The organism is Varibaculum cambriense DSM 15806 (genome assembly GCF_000420065.1).
Lineage (GTDB): Bacteria > Actinomycetota > Actinomycetes > Actinomycetales > Actinomycetaceae > Varibaculum > Varibaculum cambriense.
The window spans coordinates 307,020-324,403 of the sequence record NZ_ATUF01000003.1 but is presented as its reverse complement, the minus strand read 5'-3'; the positions used below and the strand labels follow the sequence as shown (position 1 = coordinate 324,403).

The window sequence follows — 17,384 nt, the reverse complement described above, 5'->3', positions numbered from 1 at the left end:
CTATCCCTCCAAACGGGACACGGCATTAGCGAAAGCCTCCCCACGCTGAGAATAGTTTGCAAACTGATCCCAGGAGGCACAGGCAGGCGCTAAAATCACTTTATCTCCGGGACGCGAGAGCGCGACTGCCTCGTTTACCACCGAGAACATCATGTCATCATGGGAGCTAACTTCCACTACTGGAACCTTAGGGGCGTGCTGAGCCAATGCCTCACGCAAAGCGGAGCGATCTTCCCCGATCAGTACTACCCCCCGTAAAGTGGCAGCTATCTGGGTAACTAGCTGATCAAAGGACTGTCCTTTAGTATCCCCACCAGCTATCCACACCACTGAGGCCGGGGGCATTCCGGATAAAGAAGCAGCCGCAGCATGGGTGTTGGTGGCTTTGGAATCATCAATCCAAGTGACCTGCGCAGCCTGACCTACGATGGCCCTTCGATGCGCCTGCGGGACGAAGCTGCGGATTCCGTCACGCACTGCCTCGGGGGCTACCCCTAGGGCTCTGGTGAGCCCAGCTGCCGCTAAAGCATCTTGGAGCACCGTAATCCCCGGCTCACCGTGGTAATAGTGAAAATCCCCCATTCCCACAAGTGCTACTGCCTCTTTATAGGGATTAGCGCTATAGGCGCGATCAATCAGCATATTTTCTACTAGACCCAACTGGTAGATATCGGGGATACCAGTAGTGAACCCGATCGCCCGACATCCTTCGGTTACGTCGGCAGCTAAGGTTAGGTCTAAGGTGCGGGAATCTTGTTGATTGTAGAGGACGGCTTTTTGGGCACGTTCATAAACCCGCGCTTTCGCCGCGACATAGGCTGCTTCACTCCCATGCCAATCCAAATGATCCGCATCAATATTTAAACAGACTGCGGCCAGTGGCGATAGGGAGCTAATGGTATAGAGCTGGAAGCTGGATAGTTCTACCGCTAATACTTGGGCTTTAGCCTGAGCAGCGGCTAATACCACCGGGGAGCCTACGTTTCCGACCGCTAGTGCCTCATAACCCGCAGCCTGCAAAATAGACTGGGTCATCCCGACCGTGGTGGTTTTGCCGTTGGTACCGGTAACGGTTAGCCAGGGGGTGTTTGGGCGGGAAGTAGCGGTTTTTTGGATCTGCCAAGCTAATTCGACCTCGCCCCACAGTTCCACCTGGTGTTTTTTCGCCCAAGTGAAAGCGCTATGGCGTGGAGGTACCCCGGGACTGACCACTAGCAATGAAGGATCAATCTTATCTAGCAGATCTTCCCAGTTATCTCCTTGTCCCTGATAGAACTGAGCGTGCGGGTAGTCCTGGGAGCAATTGGCCACTGCTTCTTCTTGGCCATCAATCCCATATACCTTGGCTCCCAGAGTGGAGAGCACTTCACAACAGGCTCTGCCCGATGATCCCAGGCCGATAATACAGATGACCCGGCCTGCCCAGTTTTGGTTTGTCACTTTATTGCAACCACCCATTCTGCGTAGAACAAAGCAACGCCTACAATCGCAAACAGGCCGGCAATAATCCAGAACCTAACCACAATCGTGACTTCTTTCCAGCCTTTGAGCTCGAAATGGTGATGTAAGGGAGCCATTTTAAACACCCGTTTACGAGTAAGCTTAAATACCCCCACCTGGATCACATCTGACATCACGATTAATACAAACAATCCGCCGATGATGACTGCCAGGAATTCGGTACGGGTCAGAATTGATAATCCTGCAAAGGCTCCGCCTAAGGCTAGAGACCCGGTATCCCCCATGAAAATTTGGGCAGGGGAAGTGTTCCACCAGAGAAAGCCGAAGCAGGCGCCCACAATCGCCAGCGAGATTATCGCCAAATCTGCGGGATCCCGCACCTCATAGCAGGCAGAAGCAACTCGGGGAGCCACGTCCACCAGCGGACAACGCTGATAATATTGCCAGGTAGCCACCCCGGTGTAGGCACCGAAAGCAAATAGGCAGGCACCCGAGGCTAAACCATCTAAACCATCGGTGAGGTTTACTCCATTTGACCAGGCCGCAATCAAGAAGTTAGCCCACAGAGCGAATAAAATAAACGCCACCACAGTCCCAGCGAACGCTAAATCTAGTCCACTAACGTCGCGTACCACCGAAATCTTAGTAGAGGCCGGGGTGATAGCAATCCCAGATTCGTCGCGGCGGGGAAATAGCAGTGCCAACACTCCGAAAGTGGTTCCTACTGCCAGTTGTCCCACAATCTTTGCCCAGGGAGTTAATCCCAGGGAGCGTTGACGCGAGATTTTGATGTAGTCATCAAGGAAACCGATCAGCCCTAGCCCCAATATCAGTAGCATCAGCAGCCAACCAGAGGGCGAGGGAAATGTCCATGAAGCGAGGTGCGCTGCCACCCAGCCGCAAACGGTCGCCAAAATGATGACCAGTCCCCCCATCGTGGGAGTGCCGCGCTTAGTGTAATGCGCAGTAGGACCATCTTTGCGAATGAACTGGCCGTATTGGTGTTTACGCAATACGCGAATCAGTACCGGGGTTCCTACCAGCGATACTATTAGGGAGGTTAATAGCGATATTCCTAAAGGCACCATTAGCTTTCGCTACCTCCTGTTAAGGCTTCTGCAATTTTCCAGACCCCAGATCCGTTTGAGCCCTTAATTAATACCGTATCGCCGGGAGCTAGAACCTGCCTAACCACTCTAAGTGCCTCCTCGACGTTTTCGCAGTGTTGCGCTTCGGCGTGGTCTAAAACAGTCTGGTAAATCGGGGTAGCTTCCGAACCCACCGTGACAACTACCGCTATTCCCGCTGCAATACACGCCTGCCCTACCAGGCGGTGGTGATTCCCGGAATCTGCTCCCAACTCGAGCATTTCTCCCAGGACTGCCACCGCACGTCCTCTTCCCTTAGCTTGCGCCAGTGTCTTTAAGGTGGCGATCCCGGAACGCATAGAATCCAAGTTCGCATTATAGGAGTCATCGATCACTGTGATCTCAGATTCAATTTCCCGCACGTCTAGACGGTGCTGCGACAAGGGACGGGCATTTTCGAGTACGCGCGCAGCCTCGTTAAGGGACACCCCCAACTCGGTGGCAGCGGTAACTGCTGCCAATGCGTTAGACACATTATGCCGGCCTACCAGTCCTAACTTCACTTTAATGGCTTCTGTTCCGCGGGTCATCCAGAAGGTGGCGTGACCATCACTGTCTACTGCGACTTGGGAGGCGTAAACTCCCCTGGTAGTGGCAGATTCTTCTACAGTTTCCTCTGGTTTTAGCTCTCCGAAGTAGCGAATCTGTTTTCCGGAAGCCATTTGACGTACCCGGTCATCCCCACAGTTCAAGATAGCCAGCGAGGGAGCAGATTTTTCTGAGGGAGGTTCCTCGCGATAACCATCTTGCTGAAATACTAGGCGGGCTTGCTTTGCTGCCGGACTTAAAGGCCAGTAACGTTTGCCGTCAAAGTTTCGCAGTCCCCAAAGGAGCTCTGCTTTGGCTTGCGCAAGCCCCTCGATGCTGCCGAATCCTCCCAGATGCGCATGTCCTACCATCAGCTCAATCGCCATATCCAAGGGGGCGATTTCAGTTAGCAAGGCCAAGTGCCCCGGTCCAGAAGCTCCCATCTCTAGAACTAGAAAATCCGTAGTTTCATCAGCTCGCAGGATGGTTAGGGGCACCCCGACCTCGTTATTGTAGGACTTCTCAGGCGCCACTACCTGGCCTTTTAGCTGCAGCAGACTGGCTAATAAATCCTTGGTGGTAGTTTTACCGGCTGACCCGGTAATCCCTACGCACACCGGCCTTTTCCCACTCCCTTTTTGCCTTAATGCTGCTAAATGAGCGTGCGCTAGCCATCCGAGCGCGCGGGTTGCTTCCGGAACTTGCACATAGGGAATACCTACCTGTTCAGCAGGCTCTTTCCGCTCTACGAGGGCAGCAGCTGCCCCTGCCCGCAAAGCACTTTCCAGGTAGTCATGCCCATCGGAATTTTCTCCACGACGAGCTACATACAAATCTCCTGGCGCTACCTCGCGGGAGTCGGTAACTACCCGACCCTCAATGATAGTTTCTGAATTCTTACACGGCTGGTTCAGGGCTTCAGCAATCCAACCCAGTGTCCACATTTGTCCGCTCCTACTTCCAAGTTCTTCTTCTAAGGATAGCTAGTGCGCGTTGATTGGATAAAGCTGCGGCTTAGTGCTGGAGGGGGGAACATCCAGCAAAGTTAAAGCTTGCGCTGCTACCTGCGAAAATACCGGACCGGCTACTACCCCTCCATAAATTCCTGATTTTGGCTGATAGATAATCACCGATACTGCGATCTCGGGATTCTCCGCCGGTGCCAAACCGACAAACGAGGCAACTACGCCTTGGGAGCCTCCCCGGCCAGAAATAATTTCACTGGTACCCGTTTTACCGGCACTGCGATAACCGGGGATCTGCGCTTTCTTAGCAGTTCCTTCATCACTAGTTACCGATTCCATCATCCGCACCAAAGTGGCGGCTGCGTTCTGATCTAACCTTTGGGTGGCCGCCGGAACTTTTACTTTTTCAGGAATTCCCTGGGGGTCTTCATATTCGGAAATCATCCGGGGTGCAATATAGACCCCATGGTTAGCGATAGTAGAGATAAGCGCAGATATTTGTAGCGGGGTGCAAGCCATCCCCTGACCAAACATAGTGGTCATCCGCTGGCGGGGATCCCAATTTTGGGGACTGCCAATTATCCCTGCAGATTCACCTGGCATTTCAATGCCGGTTTTTTGCCCCAAACCCAAAGCTTTCATCATTTGATATCGCTGCTGATCGGTGACCATTTGCCCAATTTGAACCGTACCGGTATTGGAGGATTCAGCCAATACCCCCGAGGCCGTTAAGTTCATGGTGGGATGGGGATGGGAATCTCTAAACGACTGACCGGCGATAGTGATCTTATCTGGAGAGCTCACCGGGGTTAACGGGGTGATTTTCTTCTGTTCCAAGGCGGTAGCAAAAGTCACCAGTTTGCCACTAGAACCCGGTTCATAAGTATATTGCACCGCCCGTGATCCAGTGGTTCCCGAAGTTCGCTTACGAACCTGCTCGGGAGGTTCGTTTCCAGAATCTGCCAACGCTAAGATCTGCCCGGTACCTACTCGCTGTACAATCGCGGTTCCCCAGGCAGCCCCAAAATCCGCGACCTGTTTATTTACCAAGCCTTCCGCGGTGTTCTGTAGATCCGCATCAATCGTTAACCGCACGGTTTTACCGGGAGTGGCGGTCTGTAAAACATCGGTTCCCCCCGGGATGACTTGCCCGGAAGGAGATATCTCCGCCACCCGCTTGCCCGGAACTCCTGCCAGCTGCTTATTTTGGGTAGCCTCAATACCTGCCTGCCCAACTTGTTCAAAATCAGTGAATCCTAAAATCGAAGATGCGGTGGGGCCATTAGGGTATTGCCGCTGGTAGCGTAGTTCACCATCGATACCATCGATTTTTAGTTTTCGGATCTTCCGCCAATTCTGAGCGCTAACATTTTTAGCGAGGTAGACGAAACCTCTGTTTCCCACCATTTTCCCCCCGAGCACTGCCGGGTTCATATCCAGAATTGGTGCCAGCTGTCGGGCCGCTTCGGCGGCTCCGGTTCCTACCACTTTCTTGCGATTACGAGGGTCGCGGAGTTTAGTTTTATCGGTAACGATCTTTCCGTCCGGGGAAAAAATTTCGTGATGCACATAATTTTTTACCAGCATCTGGTTAACTGATACGTTATAGACCTCGATCGAGGTGGCCAGCACCGTTCCTTTTCTATCGACAATGTCTCCCCGCTTAGAGACAATCTCAGCGGAAACAGTCCGCGCTTGTCTGGCCTCGTCAGCAAGAGCGGGGGCTTGTACTACCTGCAAATCGAATAACCTGGCGCTACACAGCACCAGTAGAAAGGCCACTATCACTAGTAGCAGCCTCCCACGCTTACCAGCTGCCTTACTCGCTCCCCGGCTGTTTACGATCCCCGTAGAAATGAAGTCGCTTCCCGCTTGTTTTCGAGATTGTCCCTGGTCAGCAAGAGTTTTCTGTTTTAGCGAAGAAGCGCTCTTCGCCGGCGAATACCTTCGCTTCTTCCCTACCATTGACCTCTATTATTCCTTAGCTACCGGAACTGGAGGAGTTCCTCCTTCAATCTTGCTTGTTTTTAGGGTAACGTATCCAGTCTCTCCCGCTGGGACATACCCGGCATCCAGGGCAGCTTTCCGTACCTTCTCGGGGCTAGACTTTAAGTTCACCTGGGACTGTACCCGTTGGTTATCTTCTTTTAGTTGCGTTAATTGCACCTGGTCTTCATGAATCTGGTAGGAAATCATCGCTAGTTGGGTATTAATCAGCATTGGGGAAACGATCAGGGCAACTAAAAGTAAAGCAGCAGCCACAATTTTCGCCATCAGGGGGGAGCGTTTTTTAAGCGTCTGCTCCTCGCCAACAACTCGTAAGCGAGCCGCATTCCCGGCGCGAACTGGTCGACGACGAGTGGGCGATGTTTGTCTGAGGGCGGCGGAGTTAGGCATGGTATTCCCGGGTCCTTTCTGCGGGCTCGCTTAACTTGGTAATCGCCCGCAACCGCACCGATGCGGCACGAGGATTATTGGATATTTCGGTTTTTCCGGCTTTTTCGGCTCCATTGATCAACAATTGGAAAGTTTTTTCTTCCGCTAATGGAACCCCGTTTAGAGTCGAGGGCGCAACTACCTGCTGAAATGCCTGTTTAACTATCCGGTCTTCTAGGGATTGGTAAGCTTCCACTACCATCACCCCACCGGGTGCCAGGCTGTCCAGGGCAACGGGGATCGCCCGCTTAAGGATACTTAACTCTTTATTTACTGCTATCCGTAGTGCCTGGAAGGTTCTCTTGGCCGGATTCCCCCCGGTGCGACGCGCCGGAGCGGGGATGGCCTCGCGCACGATTTCCACTAACTGCGCCGAGGAAGTAAGTGGAGTTTCTTCTCGTACCCTTACTATTTCCCGAGCAATCCGGGCAGCAAACTTTTCTTCTCCGGCCTCGCGCAAAATTTTTGCAAGCTCCACGTCGGAGAGCTCTGCCAACAAATCGGCCGCAGTTTTACCACCGCTTTGATCCATGCGCATATCTAGATCAGCATCGCGCGCATAGCTAAAACCGCGCGCCACATCATCGAGCTGCAGCGAAGAGACCCCCAAATCCATCAGAATCCCACCTAAAGGATAGGCATCGTCCTCGTAGGCAGCTGCCACTTGCCCGATAGCATCGTAGGTAGCATGTACCGCCGTAAATCTGTAGGAGTACTCTCGTAAGCGTCTGCTGGCGCTGGCTAGTGCCTGTTTATCCCGGTCGATTCCGATTAGATGCACCTGGGGATAGGTCTGCAGAATAAGTTCGCTATGGCCTCCTAGTCCTAACGTGCCGTCAATCACCAGGGCACGCCCCTGCTGTCCCGCTTGCTCAATTCCCTGCCCCAAAAGCTCGATGCAGCGCGCAGCTAGCACCGGCTGATGAGTGAAATTAGTGTTTGGGAACATGGTTTCCTTTGGAAGGTGGGACAGTTTGGGAAAAATCTGGAAAACCAGGGCTCTCCCCGACGATCTGCTACCGGGGAAGAGGCATCAGAGCATTCGGGAAGAGGCCAGGTTCTCCAAGCTAGAACATTCCAGGAATCACTTCCTCTCCGGTTTGGGCGAAAGCTTCTTCCTGCTCAGCTAAATACTGGTTCCAAGCCTGGCCGTTCCAGATCTCGACTCGGGATCCGGCGCCAATAACCGCTAGTTGCTTGCCTAGATCTGCGTAAGTGCGTAGCTGGGGTGGAATCACAATCCGACCTTGCTTATCGGGGATCTCGTCGGAGGCACCGGAGAGCATTACCCGCACGTAGTCGCGACCTTGGCGGGAGGAAAGTGGAGCCCGACGTAGTTCCTGATACATCCGCTCAAACTCGGCTGCGGGGAAAACATAGAGACAACGATCCTGACCTCGAGTGATTACTAATCCACCCGCTAATTGATCCCGGAATTTGGCTGGAAGAATCAAGCGTCCTTTGTCGTCCATTTTGGGTTCATAGGAACCTAAAAACATGGGCGCTACCTCCTTTCCAACCAGATAACTCCACTTTACCCCATTTTTCTCCACTATGGCGCACAATAGCGGTGTTTCTAGAAAAATAATCGCGAAAATTACCACTCTTACCTGCGAAGATTTCCCTAAAGTAAAGTGGAGTGAAAAATTTGATTCTTATTTTTTAGAACCGGAATTGAGAGAGCTAGCCCTTTGAGACCGAGAAAGCGCAAGAAGCTACCAGTGATGACGATGGCAGAGCACGATTGCCAACCAAAGGGTGCAAAAATATCAACAAGCGTCCCAGACGCTTTTAAGCAAAATAAAATGCGAGTTTTATAAGAAAAAAGGAAGCTTAGCTAACTAACGCTCACCATTGCGGCGATTCCACTTATCTTCCTGCCGTTGCTTAAAGGAACGCCGAGAGTCATTTTTATGAGCCGAAGAACGGTTATTAACGGCAGGCTTATTGGAATTCACCCCGAAGCTAGAAAACCGCGAGTTCATCGGTAAGGTCACTGCAAAAAGCACCACTATAAACCCCGAGACTGCTACCGCAATTGCTAAAAACTTAGAGACAGTCCAAACAGAAATCCCCACGATCAGCAGCGCAATCCCTGCCAGAATCAGCAGCGTCATCGTGGCGACCAGCTTGGGGGAAAAGTTCAGCTTCTGAGATTTTTCCGGTTCTGAACTCTTAGTAACCGAAGCTTCAGCCACGCGGACATCAGAGAATTGGCGTTCCATATCTGCGAGAATCTGTTTTTCTTTTTCAGATAGTCCCATGCTTTTTCTCTCCTTTCCGCGTCAATGCTTCTTCCAGCATAAAACAAAAAGCTACTTCAGTCAGACTCAGTTTCATAACTTGGCGCACTATCGTTCTTCCCGGGCGTAACCAGCGTAGCCGGACGCAGGGAAGTATTACCAAATTTTTGGTGGATCTTATCCATCGCTATCTCCGTTGCCCGTCCGCGAGTGTCGCTCCCCCACGCCAGTTGCACCCCCGAAGTGGCAGCGATTAGTTCTTTAGTAGTTACCCCTACTAGACGGATTCCTCCCTTGGGCATTTGCTCTTTCGCAAACAGCCCCAGTGCTTCCCGCGCAATATCGCGGGCAACATCGGTAGGCTGGCGCAGCGTGCGAGAGCGAGTCCAGGTACGAAAATCCGCGGCTCGGATTTTAATGGTGACATTTCCGGCTAAAAGATTATTTGCGCGCAGCCGAGCCGCGCATTGATGCGCTTGATCCAATAAAGTAGCAGCAATTGTCTCTCGCGAATGCACATCGAGCGCATAGGTAATTTCGGTTCCGATCGATTTTTCTTTGCTTCCTAGTCCCACCTGACGGGAATCTTGTCCCCGGCACAACTGATAAAGACGCACTCCCAACGCTTTCCCAAAGAGAGAATTCAACTGGGAAATACTTAAAGCGCTCATTTGCCCGACGGTCTCGATTCCTTTGCGCTCCAGTTTGGCGCCCGCTGCTGCCCCGATTCCCGGGATCGCACCCACCGGCAATATCTGCAAAAATTCCTTGGTTTTATCCGCAGGAACCAGTAGCACTCCGTCTGGTTTGGCATGCGCAGAGGCAATTTTAGCGACTAATTTATTGGTCCCGATACCTACCGAAGCCGGTAAAGAAAGTTCTTCCCGGATCCGTTTACGCAGCAGGTGCGCTATTTCTAAGGGGGTTCCCAGTCTCCGGCGCGCGCCCGAGACCTCTAAGAAGGCCTCGTCAATCGAGATCTGTTCCCTCACCGGGGTAATTTCCCCCAAAATTCTCATGACTTTTTTGGACAGCCGCGAGTAGTATCCGTGCCCGGAGGCAACCACTATTGCTTGCGGACAGAGTCGCTTGGCTTGAGAAACTGGCATCGCTGCATGCACGCCTTGCGCCCTCGCTTCATAGGAGGCCGAAGAAACCACTCCGCGATTACTTTTACCTCCTACGATTACCGGTTTTCCCCGCAGGGATGGATCGCGCAAAATCTCGGCTTCTACGAAAAAAGCATCCATATCGACATGCAGAATATTGGTTCCGCTATCGTCGCTGCCCCAATCACGTTTGGCGGCAGCAGACTGAGGAGCTTTACTCACCGGTCAGTTCTTTCCGCTATCCCCGGTATCTTCAGGATTACGCTGCTGATCGGTTATAGATTCTTCCCGACTGCCAGGAGGCGGCGGAGCTGAGGTAGTTGGCCCCGAACTCCCGGAATATTTTTCTTCCTGTTTACGTTTACGCTGCAAATGGGAGCGGCGCGGCGGAAAATGCCTACCCTGAGGGGAAGTACCTGGCGAAGCCGACTTTCTCCCGGTACCGATTTTTTGTTGTTTAGTATCCGCTTCCTTAGCCGGCAAGGAGGACGGATCTGATCCGCTCACAGCTCCTCTAATCACCTGCTCAGGGAGCAGATTACTACTGTCTCCTCGCTGGCGCGAAGCAACTTTTTGTGCCAGATGCGCCAGTAAATCATCCCGCCCTGCCAGGAGTCCCTCGGCATTTTCTTCTGGGGCGTCTTGGGGATTTACTTGCGCCAAGAATCTTTCGATACGTTCTGCAATCGCGTCACCCGAGCGCGAATCCACCGACTCTGCTAGAGACTTCGGATGCAGCTCTCCCCAGGGTTGGGTTAAGGCCTCATCGTAGTGCTGCTCCATTTTTTCGATCAGCTCTTTAGCCTCAGGATTTTCATCCAGCTGCGCACTTACCTCTTTAATCATTTGGGTGCTAGCGGCTTCCAAATCTCCCATCGGCAAATCCAAATTCAGAGTTTCGGAAAGATATTGAATCGCACTAACCGCCCCCGGTGGATACTGCCCATCTGCCAAGTAATAGGGAACTCCCACCACGATCCCTCGTGCCTGCACCGATATCATTTGGAAAAGCATCTGCAGGTACTGCCCGAAAGAGGCAGTGATAATGAAGGTGCCCGGCATCTCAGTTTGCGGGGGCAAGATATCCGGATTGGGGGAAGTCTGGTTAATGAAAGGGATCCGAGTGTGGGGAATGTTGGCAGCTATCCCCATCAGATCAACTGCCTGTTTTACCCCCATCTTTTGGCAAACCTCGAAAATCGCCAGGGAAAAATCTTCCCAGTTGATATCGGGTTCCAGTCCGCGCAATAGCAAAATCTGACGCCCGGAATAATCGGTAATCCGTTCCAGGGTGCAACTGGGATAACGCATATCGGTCATCGTCCAGTTTTCAATGGTTATTCGGGGACGCCGTGCCCGGTAGTCCAGCACCGTCTCGAGGGCGAAACGCGCAACTTCTTCATGGGGAAGGGCATGCAAGAGCTGCTCAATAATCATTCCGCCAATATCACCGGAATCAATCGCCCCCGAAAAGGCATAGAGCAGCACCTCTGCCTGTGTATCTTCGTAGGCAGGACCGGGGATTATAAAACGGCTGCTGTCTGTCATCTACCCTCCATTCTTTAGTCCAGCCTACCCGGCCAGCGCCGCGTGTGCATCGCCCCTCGCCCGAGCTATGCGGTTTTTAGAGATAGCGGGTAGAATAGATGCCTACTTTTTCTTAAGGGAAGGGGCGCTTCTTGAATGATCCCGCACAGCTAGGTCTGGAGCAGCAGGCCGTCGATCGCATTTACCAAGTATTAGATGACGCCCGCACTCGTTACCGTCTGCGTCAGCAGCAGGTTGAGGCATTAGGTGCCACCGGCTCCCCACAAAACCGCTCGGAACGCGACGTAATGGCAGCTCATTTAGGAGACCAAGCCGCCCGCTTAGAGCGGGTAGAAGAACGTTTGGTTTTTGGAAAACTTACTCCGTTGTCCGGCAAAGAATTCTATATCGGGCGAGTAGGCCTGCAAGATAGCGATCACTCGCAAGTATTAATGGATTGGCGGGCTAGCGCCGCTACCGCTTTTTACCAGGCAACAGCCCGCCAGCCGCTGGGGATGGCTAGCCGGCGTCATATTGGTCTGCATCGCCGTCAGGTAATTTCGCTAGAGGACGAAGCGTTCGATTTATCTCATGCTCGGGAAGAAGGGATCCAGCTGCAGGGAGAGGGCGCGCTGCTGGCGGCACTACAAGCAGAACGCTCCGGCCATATGGGCGATATCGTGGCCACGATTCAAGGCGAGCAAGACCGGATAATCCGCGCGGATACCTCTCAGATCCTGGTAATCCAAGGCGGACCGGGCACCGGAAAGACCGCAGTAGCACTACACCGCGCGGCCTATCTACTCTACGAACAGGCAGAACACTTAGAAAAATCCGGAGTGCTGATAGTAGGCCCCTCCCCCGCTTTCTTACGCTACATTGAGCAAGTGCTACCCGCCCTCGGAGAAACTGGCGTGGTTTCCACCACCATGGCAAGCCTCTTGCCTGGAACTAGTGCCCCCGGAAAGGAACATCCGAAAATCTCGGCTTTGAAGGGAGATTTACGCTGGGTAAAGCTAATTAAGCAGGCAGTACACTCACTGCAGCGGGTGCCACAATCGGATCAGCCATTAACCGTAGGCGCCAGTAAACTGCTTCTGCGGCCGCGAATAGTAAAAGAGGCCATTCGCCGCGCCCGCCTTAGCGGCAAGCCCCATAACCAGGCGCGAGAAATCTTTGTTGCCCACGTTTTAGACTCTTTAACTGACCAGTATTTAGATAGTGAAACTCGCCGGGAACAAGCAGAATTGGCTGCGGCGGCTCAGGCAGCCGGTTTAGGCGAAATCGAAACTAGTCGCGACGCCCTTTCTGAACGCGCCCTGGTAAAGGAGGATCTGCGCTCCAACCTTAATGTGCGACGGGCAATAAATCTCTGCTGGATGCCTTATTCAGCGCAAGATCTTTTGCGCCGTCTCTACGCCTACCCAGCGTTTCTTGCCCGCTTTGCCAGTGAGTTTAGCTTCGAGGAGCAGGAGATAATTTACCGCCCCAAGCAGGAGGCATTCACCCCTGCCGATGTGCCTCTACTTGATGAACTTGCGGAACTCCTGGGAGATCCGCCGAACGCTACCTCTCCCACTTCACGCCGCTCCCGCTCAGCTGCGCGCGAGCGAGAGCAGGCGCGGGCACAAGCTGCGATTGAGGGACAGGGACTGGGAGACGGGATTGTTTCCGCCCAGATGTTGGCCACTCGCGCCGCCGGAAACAGTGAACAGTCATCCCTAGCAGAAAGAGCCTATCGGGATCGAACCTGGACCTATGGGCATGTGGTGGTGGATGAAGCCCAGGAGCTGTCCCCAATGGATTGGCGCTGCCTGCTGCGACGCTGTCCTTCACGTTCTTTTACCGTGGTGGGTGACTTAGCTCAGCGGATTTCCGCCGGGGGGTCTTCGTGGAGCCAGCTATTGGGACCAGCCGCCGATGCTCTAGAGGAAGAAGCCTATTTAACGGTGTGCTATCGCACCCCGAAAGAAATTATGGATTTGGCAGAGGCAGTTACCACTGCCGCTGGGCGACCCTCCCCTTATCCGGTTCAAGCGGTTAGACAAGATCCAAGCTCGCTAATAACCCGGCAGGTATCAGCCCTTGATGTTTCAGCTGTGCAGGAAACAGTTTCCAACGAGATTAACTATTTAGATAGGGTTTTGGGAGCTGGACGAGGACGCGTAGCGGTAATCTGCGCGGAAGGTGATTATTCTACGATTTGGCAGCTTGCCGAACAGTTCCCTTTCCCAGTGGGTAGCGATCCCATTAGTGATCGAGTCTGCATATTGGATGCGGTCACCTCGAAAGGATTAGAGTTCGACAGCGTAATTTTACTGGAACCAGTTCATATTTCCTCCCAAAGCGTCGGTAATCTATTTGTGGCCATGACCCGCCCCACCCGTCGCCTAGTCACCCTGTACACCCAGCAGCTACCGGCAGGATGGAAATAACCGCGCAATACCGGGTTTACGTACCGGAGAACGGACAGTTTTGCCAAGCGTGGTGAGCGCTGAAAAAATGGAGGCATGACAAAGGCAGTTTTACTTGAGGATCCGCACCAGGTAGCGGATGAAGTTTTTACCGGTTACGACATTGAAGTAGAGCGAGTAAAAGGCGCCCTGGAAGAGGACGCTTTAATCGAACGCCTCCAAGATGCCGATATCGTGGGGATTCGTTCAAAAACTCATGTCACTTCCCGAGTGATTTCCTCTTGTCCCCGCCTGAAGGTTGTGGGTTGCTTTTGTATTGGTACCAACCAGGTAGATTTGTCAGCTGCCACTAAAGCCGGAGTCACGGTTTTTAACGCACCCTACTCCAACACCCGCTCCGTGGTGGAACTGGCCATCGGGCACATTATCAACCTGGCGCGCCACGTGGAAACCCGCAACCAAGATTTGCAACGCGGAATTTGGAATAAGAGTGCCTCAGGTTCGCACGAGGTGCGCGGGAAAACCTTGGGGATCATCGGTTATGGAAATATCGGTACCCAACTTTCAGTTTTAGCCGAAGCCATGGGAATGAACGTAGTCTTTTATGATTCCGCTCAACGCTTGGCCATGGGAAACGCCCGGGCTCTGCCCACCATGGATGAAGTACTTAAAACTGCTGACTTTATCTCCCTGCACGTGGACGGCCGCAAATCGAATGAAGGCTTAATCGGCAAACGGCAGTTCGATCAAATGAAAGAGGGCGCGATTTTCATTAATCTCTCGCGCGGCATAGTGGTAGATGTGGACGCGTTGGCGGAGAATATTCGGTCTGGGAAAATCTCGGGAGCTGCAGTAGATGTGTACCCCGAGGAACCGCAAAAGAACGGAAACGAGTTCCATTCTCCGCTCTTAGGTCTTCCCAACACGATTTTGACTCCGCATATCGGCGGCTCTACTTTGGAGGCTCAGTTTGATATCGGTCAGTTTGTAGCTCATAAAATTGCTGACTACTGGCACCGGGGTAGCACCGAGATGAGTGTGAATATGCCAAACTTGAAACTCAACACTCACCCGGATTCTTTGTATCGCTTAGCATTCTTACACTCGAATATGCCGGGGGTGTTGGGTCGTATCAACCAGGTTTTTGCCAACCAAAATGTGAACATCAATGGTCAGATTTTAGGCACCGAAGGGCAGGTAGGATATGCCCTCACCGATATTGCCTCTGAGCTTCCGGTATCGGCAGTGGCCGAAATTCGTTCTATGCCGGAAACTATTGGTCTGCGAGTACTGTCTCTGCGTTAGCTGCATTTTGTTGTGATCGAATCTCGTCGATCGCAGTTTGGAAGTCATCTAGATCATCAAAGCTGGAATATACAGAGGCAAATCGCAAGTAAGCAACAACGTCGAGTTCCCGAAGCGGCCCCAAGATAGCCGTCCCAATAGAGTGGGAATCAATTTGCGATTTTCCACTCGCCCGCAAATCCTCTTCCACCTGTTGCGCTAATTTTGCAAGGTCATCGCTGCTTACGGGGCGACCCTGGCAGGCTTTCCTAACTCCGATAATCACTTTTTCCCGCGAAAACGGTTCTAAAGTGCCGGAGCGTTTCTTCACAGATAAAGCTGCAGTCTCAATAGTGGTAAAGCGTTTATTGCATTTGGTACATTCCCGGCGACGCCGGATAGCGTTTCCCTCTTCGGCGATTCGCGAATCGATTACCCGCGAATCATCATTATGGCAAAACGGACAGTGCAACTTTTCCCCCATCAGTAAGCATCCTGGAGGTCTAGCTTATCGCAACATTTGACACTCTTGCATCAACCTCTTCAACCAGGATCGCGCCGCAGAAAAAGGAATAGCTTTCCTTAGGATCTGTCCCCCCGCACCAGAATGATTTCCCCGCGACGCCAAACTGCCACTGACCAAATGACCCACCACGCCCCCTTCGGGACAAAATTTCCTTAAATATCGCAGGATGGTGAAAGGAGGGATTACTGCCCTAATAGCAGATCCGCCGAGGAGGCCTGGCTGTTTTCTACTGCCACTTCATTAGAAAACTGACTTATTCCTTTACTGTCATTAGCGGTCGCATCCCAGTAACTGCCAAAACCCACACCGGCGATTAACGCTGCAGCCATCACCAGTAGCCCTAGGGATACTTGGAATAATTTATGGCTGATCCGGGGAACCTGAAGATTCCTAGTTGACTTTCTTTGGGGAGCCGAGCGCCGCGCACTAGCTTGGCTTTCTGCCTTGGCAGCGGGAGGAACCACTACCAGTGGCATTGAGTCTACCTTCTTAGTGCGAGGCGCTCGGCGCGCCCACTGTGGAAGCGAGTCAAAAGCTGTAGCCGCCCCTTCCGTACGGCTCTCCCTACCGATGGCGGGCGGGCATGGCATTTTGGAGCCCGCTGGATGACGGGACTTGGCCCGTGCACGTTCTATATAGGTGGCGTCTACCAACTGTAGGTGAGGACGCTTCGGCTTTGCCGCCGACAGTTTCGATAACTGGTAGCTCCCCAGACCTACTACCCGTTTTTGGGCTAGTTCTTCCAGATTGAAAGAAAGTTGTGTGGACATAACTACACCTTTCTCGAACAAACGTTCGTCGAACATCTGTTTGATATACTAACGAGAGAGCTTCGTAAAATCAAGCGAAAAATGCAAATTTATCGAACAAATGTTTGCATAACGGGTCACAATTTCTTATCATCGAGTTAACAGCGGGAGGGAAGATGAGCAAACAGCAAGATCACGCCTTAGATATTGGAAATTTACGTCCGCGTGCACGCTCTATTTTCGAGGCGGTTTGCGCCGGGATTCGCGCTCAGGGATATCCGCCCTCGGTTAGGGAAATTGCCGCAGCGGTGGGGCTGTCCTCCTCCTCCACGGTTAAGCATCACCTAGATAACCTGGTCAGTCAGGGTTTCTTAGTACGGGCCGCGGGACGTAGTCGCGCCCTGGAGGTAAACCCGCAATTCGCGGCGCTTTCAACCAGTGAGCCCGGTCCCAAATCTTTATCTGCGCAAATAGCGGAAGTAACCCCCCTAAACCATCACGCGATTCCCTTGGTAGGACAGATTGCTGCCGGTACCCCCATTGATGCCCAACAAGATATAGAGGACGTTTTCACTATCCCTACCCGCTTTACCGGGGATGGCGAACTGTTCATGCTCAAGGTGCATGGCGACTCAATGATTGAGGCGGCGATCTGCGACGGCGACTGGGTGGTGGTTCGTCGCCAAAACGTAGCCGAATTGGGGGAAATCGTGGCTGCCATGATCGACGGGGAAGCTACCGTTAAAACCCTCGCGCGGCGCGAAGGACATGTCTGGCTACTCCCCCACAACCCAGCATTTGAACCGATTCCGGGCGACAATGCCACGATTTTAGGGAAAGTAGTTACCGTCCTACGGGCGCTATAAAGCGGTAGCCTATTTGTTCTCTGCCGGTTTTTACTTGAATGTTTAGCGCCTGCTCCAGCGTTTTTACTTTTCTAAATTCAATCCCTGCTCTCCCCCTAATTCCATTTGAACGGCTAGTTTAGTCTCTG

General features: G+C 52.7%; 15 protein-coding genes. 3 read left to right on the top strand and 12 right to left on the bottom strand.

The genetic code is table 11. The annotated features are described in order from the left end of the window. From murD to F605_RS0106480, 10 genes are all read right to left on the bottom strand, one after another. Nucleotides 1–1,440, bottom strand: coding sequence for a UDP-N-acetylmuramoyl-L-alanine--D-glutamate ligase (murD, locus tag F605_RS0106525; protein ID WP_022865092.1), 1,440 nt, complete (start codon nucleotides 1,438–1,440; stop codon nucleotides 1–3). Beyond that, complete coding sequence (gene mraY / locus F605_RS0106520; protein ID WP_022865091.1) at nucleotides 1,437–2,549, bottom strand: phospho-N-acetylmuramoyl-pentapeptide-transferase; 1,113 nt, start codon at nucleotides 2,547–2,549, stop codon at nucleotides 1,437–1,439. Before mraY ends, murD begins: the two co-directional genes overlap by 4 nt. Next, complete coding sequence (locus F605_RS0106515; protein ID WP_022865090.1) at nucleotides 2,549–4,081, bottom strand: UDP-N-acetylmuramoyl-tripeptide--D-alanyl-D-alanine ligase; 1,533 nt, start codon at nucleotides 4,079–4,081, stop codon at nucleotides 2,549–2,551. The genes mraY and F605_RS0106515 overlap by 1 nt, the downstream gene beginning before the upstream one ends. Before the next feature lie 39 nt (nucleotides 4,082–4,120). Beyond that, nucleotides 4,121–6,067, bottom strand: coding sequence for a peptidoglycan D,D-transpeptidase FtsI family protein (locus tag F605_RS0106510; protein ID WP_022865089.1), 1,947 nt, complete (start codon nucleotides 6,065–6,067; stop codon nucleotides 4,121–4,123). Nucleotides 6,068–6,076: 9 nt separating this feature from the next. Continuing rightward, the gene (gene ftsL / locus F605_RS10275) at nucleotides 6,077–6,499 is read right to left on the bottom strand and encodes a cell division protein FtsL (RefSeq protein WP_143615190.1); all 423 of its coding nucleotides are present in this window, start codon (nucleotides 6,497–6,499) and stop codon (nucleotides 6,077–6,079) included. Next, the gene (gene rsmH, locus F605_RS0106500) at nucleotides 6,492–7,487 is read right to left on the bottom strand and encodes a 16S rRNA (cytosine(1402)-N(4))-methyltransferase RsmH (protein ID WP_022865087.1); all 996 of its coding nucleotides are present in this window, start codon (nucleotides 7,485–7,487) and stop codon (nucleotides 6,492–6,494) included. Before rsmH ends, ftsL begins: the two co-directional genes overlap by 8 nt. A gap of 118 nt (nucleotides 7,488–7,605) precedes the next feature. Next, a complete protein-coding gene (mraZ, locus tag F605_RS0106495; RefSeq protein ID WP_027723670.1) occupies nucleotides 7,606–8,037 on the bottom strand; it encodes a division/cell wall cluster transcriptional repressor MraZ in 432 nt (143 codons plus the stop codon). Between the two features lie 342 nt (nucleotides 8,038–8,379). Then, entirely contained in the window at nucleotides 8,380–8,802 is a 423-nt protein-coding gene (locus tag F605_RS0106490; protein WP_022865085.1) for a DUF3040 domain-containing protein, read from the bottom strand. 56 nt (nucleotides 8,803–8,858) lie between these two features. Next, nucleotides 8,859–10,112, bottom strand: a complete 1,254-nt coding sequence (dinB, locus tag F605_RS0106485) for a DNA polymerase IV (protein WP_022865084.1) — start codon at nucleotides 10,110–10,112, stop codon at nucleotides 8,859–8,861. A gap of 3 nt (nucleotides 10,113–10,115) precedes the next feature. Further along, nucleotides 10,116–11,438: a PAC2 family protein gene (locus tag F605_RS0106480; RefSeq protein WP_022865083.1), complete on the bottom strand. Its 1,323-nt coding sequence runs from the start codon at nucleotides 11,436–11,438 to the stop codon at nucleotides 10,116–10,118. A 131-nt stretch (nucleotides 11,439–11,569) separates the two neighbouring features. Here F605_RS0106480 and F605_RS0106475 point away from each other — a divergent pair, with 131 nt between their 5' ends. Next, nucleotides 11,570–13,852, top strand: coding sequence for a HelD family protein (locus tag F605_RS0106475; RefSeq protein WP_022865082.1), 2,283 nt, complete (start codon nucleotides 11,570–11,572; stop codon nucleotides 13,850–13,852). Between the two features lie 75 nt (nucleotides 13,853–13,927). Then, the gene (serA, locus tag F605_RS0106470) at nucleotides 13,928–15,136 is read left to right on the top strand and encodes a phosphoglycerate dehydrogenase (RefSeq protein WP_022865081.1); all 1,209 of its coding nucleotides are present in this window, start codon (nucleotides 13,928–13,930) and stop codon (nucleotides 15,134–15,136) included. Here the strand turns inward: serA and nrdR are convergent. Further along, nucleotides 15,105–15,599 (bottom strand): transcriptional regulator NrdR, encoded by a 495-nt coding sequence (gene nrdR / locus F605_RS0106465; RefSeq protein WP_022865080.1) that lies wholly within the window; start codon nucleotides 15,597–15,599, stop codon nucleotides 15,105–15,107. The genes serA and nrdR overlap by 32 nt on opposite strands. Nucleotides 15,600–15,823: 224 nt before the next feature. Then, the gene (locus F605_RS0106460; protein ID WP_022865079.1) at nucleotides 15,824–16,411 is read right to left on the bottom strand and encodes a hypothetical protein; all 588 of its coding nucleotides are present in this window, start codon (nucleotides 16,409–16,411) and stop codon (nucleotides 15,824–15,826) included. Nucleotides 16,412–16,566: 155 nt separating this feature from the next. Here F605_RS0106460 and lexA point away from each other — a divergent pair, with 155 nt between their 5' ends. Further along, nucleotides 16,567–17,256 (top strand): transcriptional repressor LexA, encoded by a 690-nt coding sequence (lexA, locus tag F605_RS0106455; RefSeq protein ID WP_022865078.1) that lies wholly within the window; start codon nucleotides 16,567–16,569, stop codon nucleotides 17,254–17,256. The last annotated feature ends 128 nt before the right edge of the window (nucleotides 17,257–17,384 follow it).